Source organism: Paenibacillus sp. FSL P4-0127, assembly GCF_038007325.1.
GTDB lineage: Bacteria > Bacillota > Bacilli > Paenibacillales > Paenibacillaceae > Fontibacillus > Fontibacillus macerans.
On sequence record NZ_JBBOWY010000001.1, the window covers coordinates 2,378,419 to 2,394,509 of the forward strand.

25 protein-coding genes are annotated in these 16,091 nt (G+C 54.0%); all 25 read left to right on the forward strand.

Annotated features, from left to right (window positions below; translation table 11 throughout):
* Nucleotides 1–27: 27 nt before the first annotated feature.
* The 25 genes from NYE74_RS10610 to NYE74_RS10730 all read left to right on the forward strand — a co-directional run bounded on the left by NYE74_RS10610 (nucleotide 28) and on the right by NYE74_RS10730 (nucleotide 16,087).
* Entirely contained in the window at nucleotides 28–192 is a 165-nt protein-coding gene (locus NYE74_RS10610; RefSeq protein WP_164815235.1) for a hypothetical protein, read from the forward strand.
* A 14-nt stretch (nucleotides 193–206) separates the two neighbouring features.
* Complete coding sequence (locus NYE74_RS10615) at nucleotides 207–461, forward strand: hypothetical protein (RefSeq protein ID WP_036626007.1); 255 nt, start codon at nucleotides 207–209, stop codon at nucleotides 459–461.
* A gap of 19 nt (nucleotides 462–480) precedes the next feature.
* Nucleotides 481–921, forward strand: a complete 441-nt coding sequence (locus NYE74_RS10620; RefSeq protein WP_051985699.1) for a hypothetical protein — start codon at nucleotides 481–483, stop codon at nucleotides 919–921.
* Nucleotides 922–936: 15 nt separating this feature from the next.
* A complete protein-coding gene (locus tag NYE74_RS10625) occupies nucleotides 937–1,581 on the forward strand; it encodes a hypothetical protein (protein ID WP_063836331.1) in 645 nt (214 codons plus the stop codon).
* Nucleotides 1,541–1,792 (forward strand): hypothetical protein, encoded by a 252-nt coding sequence (locus NYE74_RS10630; protein ID WP_036626003.1) that lies wholly within the window; start codon nucleotides 1,541–1,543, stop codon nucleotides 1,790–1,792. The genes NYE74_RS10625 and NYE74_RS10630 overlap by 41 nt, the downstream gene beginning before the upstream one ends.
* The gene (locus NYE74_RS10635; RefSeq protein WP_036626001.1) at nucleotides 1,770–2,480 is read left to right on the forward strand and encodes a glycoside hydrolase family 73 protein; all 711 of its coding nucleotides are present in this window, start codon (nucleotides 1,770–1,772) and stop codon (nucleotides 2,478–2,480) included. The genes NYE74_RS10630 and NYE74_RS10635 overlap by 23 nt, the downstream gene beginning before the upstream one ends.
* A gap of 45 nt (nucleotides 2,481–2,525) precedes the next feature.
* A complete protein-coding gene (locus NYE74_RS10640) occupies nucleotides 2,526–2,843 on the forward strand; it encodes a Mor transcription activator family protein (RefSeq protein ID WP_036626000.1) in 318 nt (105 codons plus the stop codon).
* A gap of 116 nt (nucleotides 2,844–2,959) precedes the next feature.
* Nucleotides 2,960–3,415: a hypothetical protein gene (locus NYE74_RS10645; protein ID WP_036625998.1), complete on the forward strand. Its 456-nt coding sequence runs from the start codon at nucleotides 2,960–2,962 to the stop codon at nucleotides 3,413–3,415.
* 4 nt (nucleotides 3,416–3,419) lie between these two features.
* Nucleotides 3,420–3,689, forward strand: a complete 270-nt coding sequence (locus NYE74_RS10650) for an ATP synthase subunit D (RefSeq protein WP_036625995.1) — start codon at nucleotides 3,420–3,422, stop codon at nucleotides 3,687–3,689.
* Nucleotides 3,682–3,999: a hypothetical protein gene (locus tag NYE74_RS10655; RefSeq protein WP_036625994.1), complete on the forward strand. Its 318-nt coding sequence runs from the start codon at nucleotides 3,682–3,684 to the stop codon at nucleotides 3,997–3,999. Before NYE74_RS10650 ends, NYE74_RS10655 begins: the two co-directional genes overlap by 8 nt.
* 1 nt (nucleotide 4,000) lies before the next feature.
* Entirely contained in the window at nucleotides 4,001–4,570 is a 570-nt protein-coding gene (locus NYE74_RS10660) for a phage protein Gp27 family protein (RefSeq protein ID WP_036625992.1), read from the forward strand.
* Complete coding sequence (gene loaP / locus NYE74_RS10665) at nucleotides 4,567–5,067, forward strand: antiterminator LoaP (protein ID WP_036625990.1); 501 nt, start codon at nucleotides 4,567–4,569, stop codon at nucleotides 5,065–5,067. The genes NYE74_RS10660 and loaP overlap by 4 nt, the downstream gene beginning before the upstream one ends.
* Before the next feature lie 111 nt (nucleotides 5,068–5,178).
* Nucleotides 5,179–6,909 (forward strand): phage terminase large subunit, encoded by a 1,731-nt coding sequence (gene terL, locus NYE74_RS10670; RefSeq protein WP_036625987.1) that lies wholly within the window; start codon nucleotides 5,179–5,181, stop codon nucleotides 6,907–6,909.
* Nucleotides 6,900–8,402: a phage portal protein gene (locus NYE74_RS10675; protein WP_036625985.1), complete on the forward strand. Its 1,503-nt coding sequence runs from the start codon at nucleotides 6,900–6,902 to the stop codon at nucleotides 8,400–8,402. Before terL ends, NYE74_RS10675 begins: the two co-directional genes overlap by 10 nt.
* A complete protein-coding gene (locus tag NYE74_RS10680) occupies nucleotides 8,399–8,707 on the forward strand; it encodes a hypothetical protein (RefSeq protein WP_036625984.1) in 309 nt (102 codons plus the stop codon). Before NYE74_RS10675 ends, NYE74_RS10680 begins: the two co-directional genes overlap by 4 nt.
* Nucleotides 8,704–9,711, forward strand: coding sequence for a hypothetical protein (locus NYE74_RS10685; RefSeq protein ID WP_036625981.1), 1,008 nt, complete (start codon nucleotides 8,704–8,706; stop codon nucleotides 9,709–9,711). The genes NYE74_RS10680 and NYE74_RS10685 overlap by 4 nt, the downstream gene beginning before the upstream one ends.
* Nucleotides 9,712–9,846: 135 nt before the next feature.
* Nucleotides 9,847–10,896 (forward strand): hypothetical protein, encoded by a 1,050-nt coding sequence (locus tag NYE74_RS10690; protein ID WP_036625979.1) that lies wholly within the window; start codon nucleotides 9,847–9,849, stop codon nucleotides 10,894–10,896.
* A gap of 14 nt (nucleotides 10,897–10,910) precedes the next feature.
* Nucleotides 10,911–11,312: a DUF2190 family protein gene (locus NYE74_RS10695; protein ID WP_051985698.1), complete on the forward strand. Its 402-nt coding sequence runs from the start codon at nucleotides 10,911–10,913 to the stop codon at nucleotides 11,310–11,312.
* Nucleotides 11,313–11,327: 15 nt separating this feature from the next.
* Nucleotides 11,328–12,359 (forward strand): phage major capsid protein, encoded by a 1,032-nt coding sequence (locus NYE74_RS10700; RefSeq protein ID WP_036625977.1) that lies wholly within the window; start codon nucleotides 11,328–11,330, stop codon nucleotides 12,357–12,359.
* A 78-nt stretch (nucleotides 12,360–12,437) separates the two neighbouring features.
* Nucleotides 12,438–12,803, forward strand: a complete 366-nt coding sequence (locus NYE74_RS10705; protein ID WP_036625974.1) for a hypothetical protein — start codon at nucleotides 12,438–12,440, stop codon at nucleotides 12,801–12,803.
* Nucleotides 12,804–13,187, forward strand: a complete 384-nt coding sequence (locus NYE74_RS10710) for a hypothetical protein (RefSeq protein WP_036625973.1) — start codon at nucleotides 12,804–12,806, stop codon at nucleotides 13,185–13,187.
* Nucleotides 13,187–13,633: a hypothetical protein gene (locus tag NYE74_RS10715; RefSeq protein ID WP_036625971.1), complete on the forward strand. Its 447-nt coding sequence runs from the start codon at nucleotides 13,187–13,189 to the stop codon at nucleotides 13,631–13,633. The genes NYE74_RS10710 and NYE74_RS10715 overlap by 1 nt, the downstream gene beginning before the upstream one ends.
* On the forward strand, nucleotides 13,633–14,454 hold the full coding sequence (locus tag NYE74_RS10720) for a 3'-phosphoadenosine 5'-phosphosulfate sulfotransferase (protein WP_036625970.1): 822 nt from the start codon (nucleotides 13,633–13,635) through the stop codon (nucleotides 14,452–14,454). Before NYE74_RS10715 ends, NYE74_RS10720 begins: the two co-directional genes overlap by 1 nt.
* A gap of 1 nt (nucleotide 14,455) precedes the next feature.
* Nucleotides 14,456–14,668, forward strand: coding sequence for a hypothetical protein (locus tag NYE74_RS10725; RefSeq protein ID WP_036625968.1), 213 nt, complete (start codon nucleotides 14,456–14,458; stop codon nucleotides 14,666–14,668).
* Nucleotides 14,669–14,671: 3 nt separating this feature from the next.
* Nucleotides 14,672–16,087 (forward strand): phage tail sheath subtilisin-like domain-containing protein, encoded by a 1,416-nt coding sequence (locus NYE74_RS10730; protein WP_036625967.1) that lies wholly within the window; start codon nucleotides 14,672–14,674, stop codon nucleotides 16,085–16,087.
* The last annotated feature ends 4 nt before the right edge of the window (nucleotides 16,088–16,091 follow it).

Here is a 16,091-nt window from a genome sequence, read left to right on the forward strand (position 1 = left end):
AAATAAATGGCAAAGGAGGCGATTTACTTGCGCATGCAACTGGGGATGTATGAAAAATACGAATGTGTAGACTGTGAGGAAACGTTTTATGTAAAGCGTTTTTCTGAACCTCATTATTGCCCTTTCTGTGGAGACCCGAAGATCGAGCATGATGGCGTATTCTTTGCATCAATGGAAGAAACATCCGATTAAAAGGAGGTCTCACTATGCCTTGGGGGAAACAAGAAACGCGCCAACAGAAAAGTGATCCGATTTTATTCGCGCAGCAAAGGGACCCGGACTTATGTTTCGTCCTATTCCCTTCGGCCAACCTTACGGCCTTAAGCGCTGCGGTTAGCCTGGAAAGCCTGCTGCTACAGGTGCGGCAGCAGCCCGCTGCTCGTCAGATCGAGACGATCAGTTATGATCCCCAGGCGCGACGAATCGATATTCACTTCGTGCCAAGTTCTCAAAATAAATGACAAGGGAGTGTTGCAAATAATGGAAGAAACAACTCAAGGGGAGCGGATAAATCGCCCCATCACTCCGCAAGACTGGAAGGACATTGAAAAAAAGCTACATGATTTTTACGACCGGGTTGAGTTGATTTGTGACGGCTATTATGTATCACTCGTTTTGCGAAGGTACGGCCAGTTCCGAAATGTGATTGCCGTTTACGTGAACGGTGTCATAGAAGGCAAATGGTGGATTGAGGATTGCGAGGAACGTCGCCGATTCTTCTGCCCGCGAACCAAGGACATGATGACCAAAAAGGACAAAGCGGATTTGAAGAAAATCTCCAAAAAGATGCTGAAGGAAATGGAGGCTAAGAGCAAATACACCCATTATGAACCCTACTGGTCTTCATTCCGCTTGTTGAAAAGCCATCTTATCAAGAATAACAAGGTGATCGAGATGGTGGTCACCAATGCCAACGAATAAAGGACGGTGAGAAGCATGAACAAAATCTATATCGCATCTTCTTGGAAGAATGCCGAGCAGGTCCAGACACTTGCCGCTCAATTGCGGGAAGTCGGATTTCAAGTAGATGATTTTACCGACGATTCACGCGGGCGATTTGTGTTTCATTATTCCGAGTTTGCAGGCTTGGAAGAACTGGACGCGATTAGTTTCTTGCAGCACGACCAGGCACGTAGGGCGTTTAACGAGGATAAAAAGTGGCTGGATTGGGCGGATGCGGTGGTCCTGCTGCTGCCTGCCGGAAGATCGGCGCACCTTGAAGCGGGATATGCTAAAGGTTGCGGAAAGCGCCTGGTAATCTATCAGCCGGGCCGGTTCCCTACTGGTGAATTTGACGTGATGTATGGTTTTGCAGACCTGATCACGGCATCCTTTGCGGATATGGTCGCCTTTCTCGCCGAACCACGCAAGCCAGAAGGTTCGCCTGTAATCATCGACATGGGCAAGTTGGAAGACTGGCCGATCACACATTTACGCCGGGCTTGCCAGAAAAATAAGGTCAAAGGGTACTCCACCATGAGCCGGTCCGAGCTGGTGCAGGAAGTACGAAACATATTGAATTCAAAAGGCGGTGTTAGCAATGGAACCGATCATCAAGACGAAGTTGGAAGTGGTGCTTAAGCTAAAGGACATTGAAGCGACCTTAAAGGCGCGCGGGATCGCTGTTACCCAGGCCAATATCAAGCGCCTGGTCGGCCTGATCCGGGACACGCCAATCTCCGCAAATTCGGAATTTTTCGAGAGCGTTCCGACAGACCGGCAAATTTTGCTCATGTATGGCTTTACATTCACCAAGGAGGGATCGGAAAGTGGCAAAATTAACGCGAGCTGAATTTATACGTAAACTTGCACCTTTCGCTATTGCGGATATGCATATCAGTGGGGTTCCCGCCTCCCTGACCATTGCCCAAGGGATACTCGAATCCGCCGATGGCAATAGCAGCTTGACTGTCCAAGCGAATAACCTGTTCGGTATCAAGGGTAAAGGAACGGCAGGTAGCGTCACCATGCCGACGAAGGAATTTTCCGGTGGAAAGTGGATTACTGTCAACGCCCCATTTCGTAAATACAACAATTGGGGCGAATCGGTCGCCGACCACTCGGCCCTGATCGTGAACGGCGTGAGCTGGGACAGGAACAAATATCGGAAGGTATTGGGCGCCGATGGACGGACGGCGGCGTGTGAGATCGCCGAAGCCGGTTACGCCACTGATCCGACTTATGCCGATAAGCTGATCCGTCTCATGAACGACTGGAATTTATATCAATACGATATTAAGGAGGAAGATCAACCCATGACAGCAACTGAAAAGAAAGCATTTACGGAACTGCAAGCCACTGTCAAAAAGCAAGCCGAACGCATCGAGGAACTGGAGAAACAACGAGATATTCCCGCCCCGGAATGGGCTAAAGAGGCAGCGAAATATTACGCTGACCACATGGACACCAAGACCGGTAGCATGGATTTTTGGCGCACGTTAGTGATCCAATACCGCAAGGAAAAAGGGATCACCGTTTGAGTTGACATTTTTTCAAATCTGCTATAATGGGGAGGTGAGTACCCTTTGGAGGATTGGGTTAAAGAGCTTACGCCGGACTTGATCCCAGAACGATACCGGCCTATTGCCGATTTAATTGGCCTCGAAAACCTCATTAAGCTAGCGAATTATTCCAAGGGGGACATCCTCTATATTCCATCATCCGACTTCTTTCTAAGACCGATTCGGGATCGGCGGATCAGAGAGGAATATAAGGTCAGCAACTCCCATCATCTCGCCAAAAAGTATAATTTGAGCGAGAAACGTGTTCGGGAAATTTGCGAAGGGTTAACCCCCGAGCCGGAAAGAGATGAAAATCAGTTAGACCTTTTTGAATTACTGTAATGCGGCGGTGAAACTAAGGGGTTCCCCGTCTAAAATGATCATAAGCGTTGTTATAAGCTACCAGTAGGTGAAAACCACTCGGTAGCTTTTTTTATTTCATTCAAGGAGAGGATCGCATGCAAGAAATGGCGCAAGACATATTGTTAAATCTGGCTTTGGCGGTTTTGACGTTGTTGTCGTCCTATGCTCTGTATTACCTCCGTAAGGCGAAGGCCAAGGTTTCTGCCGAAGCGGCGAAAATCGCGAACGACGATCAGCGGGCGCTCGCCCAGGCGGCAATAGCCCGACTTGATGACGTGGCGACGAAAACGGTCAAGACCATCGAGCAGACGACAGCCAAGGAGCTGCGGCGCGCCGTGAAAAACGGCCAGGCAACGAAGGAAGACCTTACCGCTCTCGCCAAGCAAGCCTACGGCGAAATCGTACGCACGATGGAGCCGGACTATCTCAACGCGCTTAAGTCCACGCTCGGCGATTTCGAAAAATACATCAAAACGACAATTGAGGCGAAGGTTTTGGAGCTAAAGCAAAACGCTGTCATATCCGAAGCGCTGGAGATGCGGGAGGTATAAAAGCGTGGAGTTCAATTGGTTGTTGCAATTGGCTACGACACTAGGGATCGGCGTCATAGGTTATTTTTTGAAAACGTCGATGACCGAGATCAAAGGGCAAATCAAAGAAAATGCCCAGCGCGTGGATAACCTTGAAAAAGAGCTGGACGACCTCCGCTCTGATCTTCCCTTTATCTATACAACTAGGGAAGATTTCATCAGGACCATGAACAACGTGGACAAAAAGCTCGACAAAATACACGACAGCATGATCGGAGGTGGCCGCAATGGATGAACAGACTTATCGCGGCGTTCAGCACAACAAAGCGGTTCGCGGATACATCATGCGGAGCCTGGCAAAAGGGCACAACAATTCTTTGTTGTGCCGCCAGCTTGTAAATGTGATGGTGAACGATGGCGTCATTATCAGCCCGGACATATCCAAGCACTTGGATTATCTGGTCGGCAAGGGATACATCGAATTTACAAACGACCGTATCAACAGCTACAACGCCTATGCCAATGATGCTGTGATCCGCTTGACGGTAGAAGGCATTGACCTCCTGGAAGGCTCCGTTCCCGACGATCCGGGAGTGGCGATCTGAGATGGGCGACCAACATAAAAAGCGGCGTGTGCGCTCTAAGGTGGACGAATTACCGATCCATTTAAAGGACCAGGTGGACGCCATGCTGCTGGACACCAAATACACGTATTACGAAATCGCTGAATTCCTGTATGATCAGGGCTTTGAAGTCTCGAAAAGCTCTGTCGGTCGCTATGCCCTCCGTGTGGGCCGGGCGACCCAGCGGCTTCAGGAAGCCCAGGAACAGACCAAGGCGCTGATCGAGCTGATCAAGAAAAACCCGGACGCGGATTACACCGAGGGCGGCTTGCAGATCATGGCCGGAGAGTTGACGAAGAAATTCGCCCAGGCCCAAGAAGAATGGGACGACATGCCACTGGACAAAGCGGCCCGCGTCATGGTTGCCCTGTCTCGCACTAAAATATACAAGGACAAGATCAAGGCCGACTTGGCCGAGAAAACGAAAATAGCGCTGGATGAATTTAAGAAAGAGGTTTACGCAGAGCTGGAGGGCGTCGAGCCAGAGCTGTGCGAACGATTGATCCAGGTTGCCAATCGGGTGGCCGAACGTTTGGAGGCGGATGAAGAATGAACTGGTACGTCCTCCACGTCCTGACCGGCGAAGAGCTGAACGTCCAGAAGAGGCTCGCCCGTACCGCGCCGCATATCCGAACGCTGGTCCCTCGGCGGAAGCTGATGGAACGACGACAAGGCAGTATGAAGGAAGTGTCTCGTCTTTTGTTTCCGGGGTACGTGTTCGCTTACACATTGCTAGACAATGAAAGCTATTACAAAATGATCGGCCCGGACGGCGTGATCGAAGTCCTGGGCAGACCGGACCCCGCCGCTGTGCCGTTCAAGGAAATGGCCCACGTCCTCAAATGGTGCGAGGATAGCCAGCTGATCGGGGTGTCCAAGGTACACGACGGCGACCGGATCACTGTCATCGACGGACCGCTGAAGAGTATGGAAGGACAGATCGTGCGTGTGGATCGGCGCAAGGGCCGGGCGCGGGTGCGGCTGACGTTGTTCGGGGAACCGAAGGAAATTGATTTTGGTATCGAAATGATTGAACAGGCACCGGAATGAAGCGGCACCTTGTTACGGCAGGGCCGGACTGATCGCCGGGAACACATGCAAGCCACAACCAGCGCCCAATAAGGCAGCCGGGTGGCGAAGCATGCCCGCCGGAGGTGACGCATGAGTATTCTAAAGGATTTTGCCAAAAAAACGGATAACGCCGCCCTCCAGGAGACGAAAGCCATTCGGCAGCTCTTGGAGGTGTATTTATATCGGGACGAGTCGCCCGAGCGCCTGGAACTGCGCAAGCAGTTCCGGGACGGCAAGCCGCTGACCGGGAAGCAGGGTTTGCGCCGGAAGCTCGGAGCGCTCGACCTGGAGTATTTCGGCAAGGCGTATTTTGGTCACTACTTTAACCGGGAAACGCCGGAGTTTCACCGCGAGTTAGACGAGCTATGGACGAAAGGCGTCCTGAAGGGCGTTGTCCCTATTGACAGCGAAGCGGCCAAGAAGGTCAACCAGCAACCGGGCAGCAAACAAGCCATCGCCGCCCCGCGTGGTCACGCCAAGTCAACGAACGTCACATTCAAAGACGCTGCCCATGCAACGCTCTATGAATACAAGCGGTATGTGCTGATCCTCTCCGACAGCTCCGATCAGGCCGAGGGATTCTTGGAACTGATCCGCGATGAATTCGAGGAAAACGCCGCGATCCGGGAGGACTTCGGCGACCTCAAGGGCAAAGTTTGGCGGAACGATGTCATCCTGACCAGCACCGGAATCAAGATCGAAGCCATCGGCAGCGGCAAAAAAGTCCGGGGCCGGAAGCATAAGAATTGGCGTCCTGACTTAATTCTGCTCGACGACATTGAGAACGACGAAAACGTCCTGACGCCACAGCAACGGAAAAAGCTGTCAAACTGGTTTTTCAAGGCGGTTAGCAAGTCCGGGGATACATATACGGACGTGTTTTATATCGGCACTATCTTGCACTATGACAGCTTGCTGGCGAACATCCTGCGCAATCCAGGCTATAAGACGCGAAAATATAAGGCTGTCCTCTCCTTCTCGCCTCGCAAAGACTTGTGGGACGCGTGGGAATTGATCCTGACCGACCTGGATAACGAAAGCCGGGAGCAAGACGCTCTTGCCTACTTCCAGGATCACCGGGAGGATATGCTGGCTGGAACACAAGTCCTTTGGGAAGCGAAGCTCTCCTATTACGACCTCATGGTGATGAAGGTCGTCGAGGGCGAAGCGTCGTTCAACTCCGAGGAACAGAACGAACCGATCAACCCGGAGGATTGCCTGTTCAACGAAGAATGGCTCGACTTTTACAACCCGCTGGCCCTGGACTTTACGGTCGGCTTCGAGTTTTTCGGGTTTGTCGATCCGTCCCTGGGCAAGACCAAAAAAAGCGACTTCTCGACGATCCTGACGCTTGCCAAACATACACGGACCGGCTACATGTACGTGCTGGACGCCGACATCGAACGGCGGCACCCCGACGCTATCATAACCGATGTCATGGAAAAGGAGCGCTGGCTGCGCATGAGTTTCGGGCGCGGCTACACCAAGCTGGGTTGTGAGACGAACCAGTTCCAATGGTTTTTGAAAGAGAAGATCGCGGAGAAGTCCGCCGAGCTGGGGCTGTATCTCCCTATCGAGGAAGTGAATCAGAACACCGATAAAACGATGCGCATTCAAACACTCCAGCCGGATGTGAAGAACAAGTACATCAAATTTGATGCACGTCATAAGCGGCTGCTGGAGCAGCTTAAACAATTCCCGATGGGCGCACACGACGACGGGCCGGACGCTTTGGAAGCTTGCCGGACGATTGCGAAAAGCACGGGCGTCCTGGATAACAAGCTGCTTGGCGTGTTTAGGAGGTTGAGAATATGGGGTTAGGCGCATGGTGGCGGCACGCTGTTGGCGAAATCTCCAAGCTGCGCAGCCGGGTTAGCGCAATGGTTGGCCTGGGTTTCTCCAGCTACAAGCTGGATAGTCGCCGGGTCGATTACGCCCTAGCTCGCAGCCTTTACGACAATGATGCCGAGCAGTACAAACTTGGTGCGGGTTTTTGTAGGCCGATCATCAACGTCAAGGCTGGTTTTATGGGGGTCCCCTCTTTCCACTCGGAAGATGGGGAGGCGAAAGAGGTTGTGAACAAATTTTTCTCCGAGCAAACCTCTAAAATGAACCGGACGCACAAAAAGGCGCTGCTTGAAGGTGACTGTTTTGTCTGGATCAGGCGTGAAACGACGGATGCAGCTCTGTATCCCGAAACCGGGTCGCGTCTTGTATATACGATCATTCCGAACGAGGAAGTGAATTCGATTAACCGTAACCCGATGACGGGCCAGATCGAGGAATACGTCCTGGTGTCCAACATGGAATGGACAGACGAAAACGGGAACCGCAGGAACACAAAGGTCACGCAATGGATCAGCGCCGAACGGCGGAGGATTCGCCTGGAAGGCGATACGATCCCTGGCTTTCCTTCAGAACACGAAGAGCCAAATTTACTCGGCTTCATCCCAATCGAACACTTTGCCAATGAAAAGGACGAAACGCGCCTGTTTGGGCAAAGTGAGCTGGAAGCCATCGAGCCATTTTTAAAGGCGTATCACGATGTTATGCTGCATGCGCTGCAAGGAAGCAAGATGCATTCCACGCCGCGCTTGAAATTCAACCTCAAGGACGTGGCCGCGTTCCTTCGAAATAACTTTGGGATCGAAGACCCGGCCAAGTACGCCCAGGAGGGAGGCACCATCTCCCTGGATGGTAAAGAATTTTTGATTATGACCGAGGGCGAGGACGCGGGCTTCATCGAAGTTCGCAGCTCCACCGGCGATGCGGCAAGCCTGCTGAAGCTGATTTATTATTGCATCGTGGCTGTGTCGGAGACACCGGAATTCGTCCTGGGCGTACACACGCCCAGCAGCTTGTCCAGCGTCCAGGAGCAAATGCCGGTATTCGTCCGCAATATCAGCCGCAAGCGAGCTGACTTTGCGAGCAACTGGCAGCGGCTTGCCCGCGTGGTGCTAGCGATGACCAAAGCAGACACCGGCCAGGAATTCGAAACGTTCGCCACGTCGCTTGAATGGGAAGAGATTGACCCACGCGACGAGAAGGAGCTGGCCGACACGATCAACGCCCTGACGCAAGGGCTGAACACGGCCATTCAAGGCCGGTTCTTGAGCGCCGATTCTGCCGCCGAATTCCTGCGGGCCTACATCCCGACCATGCAGGAGTATGATTCCGACGATCCCAAAGCGGATACCGAGCGTCAGCGGATCATCAAGAACCTTGTGGAACGTGAACGCCTGGCCGACGGTGCGCTGGGACTCGGCGAAATCAATGCGATCAAAAAGGAGCTTAAGAAAGGCGGTGCCGCATGAAATACCATCTGATGCAGCCGGTTATGATTATTTCGGACACGCTCAATTACGGTCTGCCTGTCGGATCGCTGGCCTACGTGGTCATGATCGAGCCACGCGGCTTCTTCGGGACGCCCTACTTTATCCGGGTGCCGTCTGAGCAAAAGGAATACTGGTCGCCGGAATGCGACCTTGAGCCTGCCGCTGACTGGATCGCCAAGGAAAGTGACAACGTGATCCGCGACGCCTTGATTGACTTCGCGCTGGTGACCGGCAATAAGGCACTGTTTGAGGCACAGGCCAGGCAGGGAGCGAAACGGGAATGAATCGCAACGAGATCAATCAAATCAAACGAATTACAGGTGAATATGCGCCCGAAGCGCTCAAGGCCCGGCAAGCGTGGCTAGAGCTGCGGCTGCGCCAAGACCCGGAAATTCGCAAGTTGTTCACCCGGCTGGCCGACGCGATTGCCGACACGCTGCGGCAAGGAGGTTCTGGCCCGGCGGACGACTGGCTGCTTGGTGCCATCGAAGGCCAACTCCGTTATCTGATTACCGAACTGCGAGAAAACCTTACGAAGACGCTGCACGGCCATATCGCGGCTGCGGTGGAGATCGGAAGCCGATTCAACAGAGCCGTTACCATCGATTTGATGACGCAAAAAATTTCCATCCCCCGTATCACCAAAAGCGGCCTGGAACAAATGTTTGTACGGGTAAATGAAGCAGCGGTCCGCGCCCACATCGAGCGAACCAGCTACGGCATGAAGCTGTCAGATCGCATATGGGACACGTCAAACGGCGCAGGCGAAGTGATCCGCAACATCATCCAGGACGGCATCGCCAGCGGGCGCGACGCCATCGAAACGGCCCGCGCTCTGGAGGGATATGTTCGGAGTGACGCAAACGTGATGTCCAAATATTACGAAGGCATGCAAGAACGCATGAAAGGCCGGGTGCCGGATGATTTAAGTTACCAGGCGCTTCGAACGGCGCGGACGGAAACAACCGCAGCCTTGGGGCAAGGCAGCATCCGGTCGGCGAGGGCATCACCGAGCTGTACGGGGATCAAATTTTGTTTATCCACCGCTCACCGGATAAGGGATAAATGCGACGAACTGGCGAGGCAGGATTTCGGAATGGGCCCAGGTGTCTACCCACTGGACGATCCCCCTCCCTACCCTGCGCACCCGAATACGCTGTCCTATCTCGTCGAGATACATCAGCAGGTGGACAACTTCGTCCGTCAGCTCCGGTCATGGATCGACGATCCGGCCAGTCAACCGGGGTTAAACGACTGGTACGCTACCGAATATCTGGGGGCGTCCTAAATCACCGTCTGTGCGATTTGTCGGTGTGCCCCGTCCGAATCTATACCGAACAGCTTATACCCCCGTTATAACGCGTTATAACGCCGTTTCCGGGGCTATTGAACAGGTTGACCCTGACAAGGAGGTGAGAAAAGGATGGGAAAAGCGAAAAATAAACTGGTTTTGCTCCCGGCGCTGATTGCTGGCGAGATGCAGCCCCAGGACATTCCGCTCGCCCCTGGCGTTAACCTGGAAGCGATCAAGTCCGGCGACGAGGACCCGCTCGAAGTTGTGGTCGAAGTCCCCGCAGGCAAATCAACCCGAGGCTGGAATTACAAGCCCGAGTCCTTGCAGGCGATTGTCGATCACGTTAACCGATACACCCTTTCAGGCTTTTTGGGACATCAAAAGCCGGAAGAAGTCGCGAACAAATTTGACCCACCCGTCACGCATTGGGTCGGGGCGCGCATGGAAGGAACGCGGGCTTTATTCCGGGGCGTGGTGGATGCCGCAGCCAAGGACCTGAAGCGCTGGATTCGTTCCGGCAGGATTAAACAAGTCAGCATTTACGGATTGCCCAAGCTTCAAACAGTTGCCGGGGAAACCGAGGTAATCGACTACAAACCGCTGTCCATTGACTGGACGCCGCTTGACCGCTCCGGCATGCCGACGCGGATCGTGGCCCTGGGTGAAATGGACGAATTTGACGAAGGAGGAACCGACATGGGTTGGAAAGAATTGCTTGCACAGCTCAAGGTGAAACTGGCCGCTGGCGAGGTGACCCTACAAGACATCATCGCCGCGTTGGATGCGGACACCGCCGCCAAACTGGAGCTGCTCGACAAAGTGAAGCAAGCGCTTGGCGTGACCGAGGACGGGCAATTGCTGGCAAGCGTGGAGCAAGCCGTGAAGGCGCTCAAGGACAACCAGCAGGCCGCGTTGGGTCAAGAAGTGAAAGACGCGGTCCGGGAAAAAGTTTCCGGTGAAATGGCGCAAACCTTGATTGCAAGAATGATCACGCCGAAGCAAGGACAAACGAAAGAAACGATTGTCGGCGAGATCGACAGCCTGCTGGCAGACGATTCTATCAAGGCGATGGTCAGCCAGATGCAAGTCGGGACGCCGTCGTTTATCGGTGGTTCCGCCAAGGATAACCGCCAACAACCTGGCAGCTCGTCCGTGCAAACGGATAGCGTGCCGATCTAAGGAGGGAAAACGCGATGGATACAAGATACCAAGGCAATCCGGCTCCGGTCACGGCTCACGCGCTGGCCCGCTCGAAGGTTAGCGACGGCAAGTCCGTTACAGTGACAGTGCCGCAGAACACGACCGTCACCGCCGGGGAATGGGTTTTGTTGGATGGCTTTTTCGGCCTGGCGATGCAAAATGTCGTAACTGGTGCAGGCGAAACCAAAGAGTTGGTGCTGACGATTGAGCAAGCGGAATTTGAAACCGATCAGATCAGCACCAGTCAGACGTTTGCGAAGGGAGCGGCCCTCTACTGGAACGCCACGACTAAAAAAATCACCGAAACCGCGACGGATAATCGGCTTGTTGGCCGCGTGACCAATGGCAAAGATGCGAACAATGTCATTTGGTTCCTACTCGGTCCGCAGGCATAAGGAGGGTAATCAATCATGTTCAAAGTCATATCGTTTGAGAGTGAAAAGGCGAAGCGTCGGCAGGGAACCATTGAAAGCCGAGTTCCTTTCGTACTGGACGGCCAGCGGTTCGAAGCGATCAAGAAGATCGTCAACGGGGAAATGTCAATCCCCCGCTGGGCCAAGCCGGTGGGCGAAATGCTGTCCTTGGGCAGCGCCGAAAGCTTCAAGGAGCTGCTGGGCAAAGTGGCCCTTGATGTGGAGCTGGGCCGCGAAAAGGTTCCTTTGCTGTACAAGGAAATCTATGAACTGATTTCCGATGCTAACTTGCCGGAGTTGCTGGATGCCAAATGGGCATTGTCCGGCGCGGTCATCTTTGCCGAACATATGGAGGGCCAGGAAGTGAAATTCGGCTCGGTGCGCGCGGAACAAGGTCCGACCGCTCGGATCGTGACGTATAGCGCGGCCTTTGAATACACCAAGCAAATGATCGACTTCAACCGTACATTTGAAATTGACATCATGAACCGGGCGATGGGCGAAGGTTACAATGCCCTGCTAAATCATATCCACCTTTCTCCTATCGTTTCGTTCACGTACAAACCGGCGAACAAAACGGCGTTTCAGGGTAAGGAGGGCGAAGAGCGCTGGGTGTCCATCTGGCGGACGTTGGATGCTGCCACCAGTTCGGCAGGAACCGCAAAGCGTCAAGGCAGCATCCTGCTTGCCAATAGTGCAGACCGGAACGCCATCGAAACGGCGCTGAAGGGCTTCACTTATAACGGGACAACCTACGCAGCAATCAGCGGTATCACGACGGTCATTTACTATGACGGCTATTCGGTCACGGTCGGCAAGAAGGAACATACCTATGCGGGCGTAGCGCCTGGAAAGGCGTACCTGATTCGCGGCAAGCGTGGTTTCAAAGAGCTTTTAAAACGGGATTTACAGATCGAAACGACGCAAGGCGATTTATCCCGCCTGGTGCAAGCTCAAATGATCGGCTACGCTTATCGCGGCGTGTATGCAGCCATCGAAGAAAATGTTCAGGAGATCGCGCTGCAATAGCGCCATTATCAAAAATTATCAAAATAATTGACAAAGGAGCCGGGTTTGCTCGGCTCTCTTTGGCGTGGGGGGTTGCATGTGACACCGTCCAAAGAGGTTCGCGAGGAACTCCGTGAGTTGCTCGATGAGGAAATACCTAAGGGCGGTACCGATAAGGATACCGCCTTTACCGACGCCCGGTTGGACCGGCTGATCCAGTCGGCGTCAAACCTTTATGCCGCAGCCGCTGAAGGATGGCGGCGCAAAGCAGCTAAGATTCAAAAACGGCTTGGTGACATTGCTTCCTATACGACAGGTGCAGAACAATACGAACGGGTCGATCTTTCTAAGGCACTTGCTGCGGCCCTCAAGATGGCCGAGACATTCGATGGTATGGCGCAAGCTCCCCCGTCTAATGCGGCAGGAAGTTTTATGCTATCCGTCAAGCGCCCGGAGGTGTTTTAAATGATCGACGCGGCAGTCAGAAAGGCCCATATCGGCTGGAATATCCGTCAAAACCCAACGGAAGTCACCATTGGCGTTACCCAAAAGGTGAAGTCGGGCGGCGGGTTCGAGGAAATCAAATCACAGATCGGTCCACTAACCGCGCGCATTTTCGTAGAATCGCGGGAACGGGCGGAAATCGTCTCTGAAAAGGCGGGCCGAAAAGAGGTAAGTGATAGCTACTCCCTGCTTGCCGACTACACGGCCAACCTACCGAGCGGGCCAGATGTTACCCAGGAATTCGAAGCCTATCCGCACGGGAAATTTCGGATCACATCTGTTCATCCGCAGATTGTGCAAAACGAAATATGCGGCTATGTATGTGACCTAGAAAGGACGAAGTGATGTCGATCCTGGATGAAGTTCGGGCTAAAATCGAACGCCGTAAGGTGGCGACGCTGCTTGTTGCCAAGCATGTCGGTAAGATCATGGAAGGCGACGCGAAGCAAAAAGCGTCCTGGGAGGATCGCACCGGCCACACCCGGCAAGGAATCCAAGGTGGTGCAGATGTGCGTCAGGTCGGCCAAAAAGACCGAATGGTGGTTGTTTATTTGGCACATACGATGCGTTCCGGCGGGTATCTCGAAACCGGAACCGGCTTATACGGCCCGAAGAAACGTGTGATCAAGCCGAAGAACAAAAAGGCTCTCCGCTTCCCAGTTGGCGGCGGTCAATACGTGATCGCCAGGTCGGTCAAAGGGATGAAACCAAGGCCGATCATTAAACCGACCGTGCAGCGTCATATCGGTACGCTGCGCAAAGCGGTGCGTGATGTCTGGAGGGATACATGATGCGCGGATTGATTCGTCAACAGCTCATTGATCAAATCCCCGTAATCGGTGGCCGCATTTTTGAGACGGATGCGGCAGCGGCGGACGAGGAAAAGCCATATCTGGTCATGACCAAAGGGTCTGAATCGGATGAAAACGACTGGGCGGGAAACAGTACGCTAATCGAGGTTTGGCCGTATGTGGCACACACGCAATTCAAGCATGTGGATAGCCTCGTCTCTGCTGTGATTGACGCCCTCGATCACCGGCTACTAACGGACAGCATCACCGGCGAAGTGATCTTGTGCCGGTTTACCGGCTCGACCAGCGCGGACATGCTGGACGAAAAGTTCGACGCCATAACACGGGGTGTCCAGTTTGAGGTGTTTTCCCTCGGCTGGCTGCTGCATGTTCCGGTGGAGCCAGATCCCGCATCAGCATTATCGGCCTGGACGGCGCAACGGTTTCCGAGCATGCAGACGGACCCGCGAAGTTGGAATCCGTCGGACGAGACGCCCGCCCTGTATTGGAGACTTGATGCAACCCGCAGCGTTCAAACGATGCCCTGGGGGGCGTGGATCGACGCGACCATGCGTGGGCATATGCTCGTGCCCAACGCTCCCGCCCGCAATGGATGGCTGGATCGGACCGTGCGGCAACTCGCGCTTGACGGCCAGGTCACCATGCAGGATCAGTCCCGCATGATGATCCAGCGCGTCAATGCGGACAGTTCCCTGGACCCGTTTCGCGCCGGACAAATCGCGCTCGACGTGCGGTTTGGCATCCTCCGCCCCGCCATGCACGCTGAACGCCTCAACCATATCCATATTGGAGGTGCATAGCATGTCAGATTCCACAAAGGAAAAACAGGATAACAAAGTGCTAAAGAAGAAAGCTGAACCGGCGTACACCAAAACAGAAATTTTAGCCGCGGCCCATGTATTTGGGGTAACCGTGGATGTGATGGCCGGTGCGCTTCGGCGGGTGGACAAAGAACAGCTCACCCGCGCCGAAATCGAAAAGGCTATACAGAACTTTAAAGGGAAGCAGGTGTAACCCATGCCAGGAGCTACTTTTGTATTAGGCGAGCAAAAGGTTCGCCCGGACGTTTACATCCGTTGGCACAACGCTGGCGGTGCCCGTATCGTGACCGGTACAGTCGGCGTAGCCGCTGCGGTGGTCAAGTCAAATTGGGGACCGCTGGGCGAAGTGATCACCATCGAGGCCGGGAATGTCGCGGAAAAACTCGGTAGCGGCTACGGGCCAGATACGGTTAATGAGATGTTTATAGGTGGAGCCAGCACCGTACTGGCGGTACGTGTTGGTACGGGTGGTTCGCAGGCCAAGCTTGAGCTGGAAAACACCGCCGATCCGGGAGTCAAAGTCGTCCGGTTGCTCACCAAGTACCCGACGACAAGGCGGCTTACCGCGACGATTCGCGATACGCTGGAAGACCCGGCATCCCGCGAGTTGCTGCTGCACGAGGAAACCCGACAGCTTGAACGGCTGCTGTTTGCCAAAGGAGCAAACGAGGCGGCTCACCTTGTCGAGGCGGTTAATTCCGGCAGTAAGTTTTTGACGGCCATCAAGCTGGCCGACGGCAGCGAGCTGGACGAACTGCTGGACGTGCCGCTTAAGGACGGCGCTGATCCAACCGTCACCGGCATTGACTATGCGGATGCATTTGTATTACTGGAGCGCAAGTTTTTTGATACGATCACCGTCGATTCAGAGGACGTGGGTGTACATGCCTCCCTCCATTCGTTCGTTAAACGAATGCTTTCCGAGGGCGGAGGGCGTTTAATCGGCGTGGTTGGCGAGCCGACCAGCGTTGCCTTTGAGACGCGGAAGCAGAACGCTAAGGCATTTAACGACTTTGCCATGGTTTATGTTGGAAATGGATTTTCGACCGCAAGCGGCAAATTGGAAGGCGCAAAAGCGGCGGCTCGCGTCGCTGGGGTGATTGCCTCCAGCGCATACAATGCCAGCTTGACCCATGTTCCAATGACCGGTTCGATTGGCGTCATCGGCGAGCTGACAAATGCGCAGTACAAAGAAGCGATTCTATCCGGCATGCTGACCTTCTCGCTCAACCCCGACGGCTTGGCGCAAATTGACTATGGCATTAATACCAAAGTCACGCTGCTGGCCGACGAGGACGAAGGTTGGAAGAAAATCCGCCGGACCCGGACCCGGTACGAACTGATTGACCGGATCATTTTGACGCTCCACCCGTACCTTGGCAATTGGACAAACAATGATGATGGCCGCGCTTTTGTGATCACCATAGCAAACGGGATTATCCAAATGATGATCCGTGAGGGTGGGCTGGAAAGCGGGCAATTGATCGTGGACCCGGACACCCCCCCGCAAGGTGATTCGGCTTGGTTCCGGTTTACGGACCTCGTGGACTTGGACAGCATCGAAAAGCTGTACATGGATTTCGGGTTCCAATTCTCGCCGCAATCGGCATAAGGAG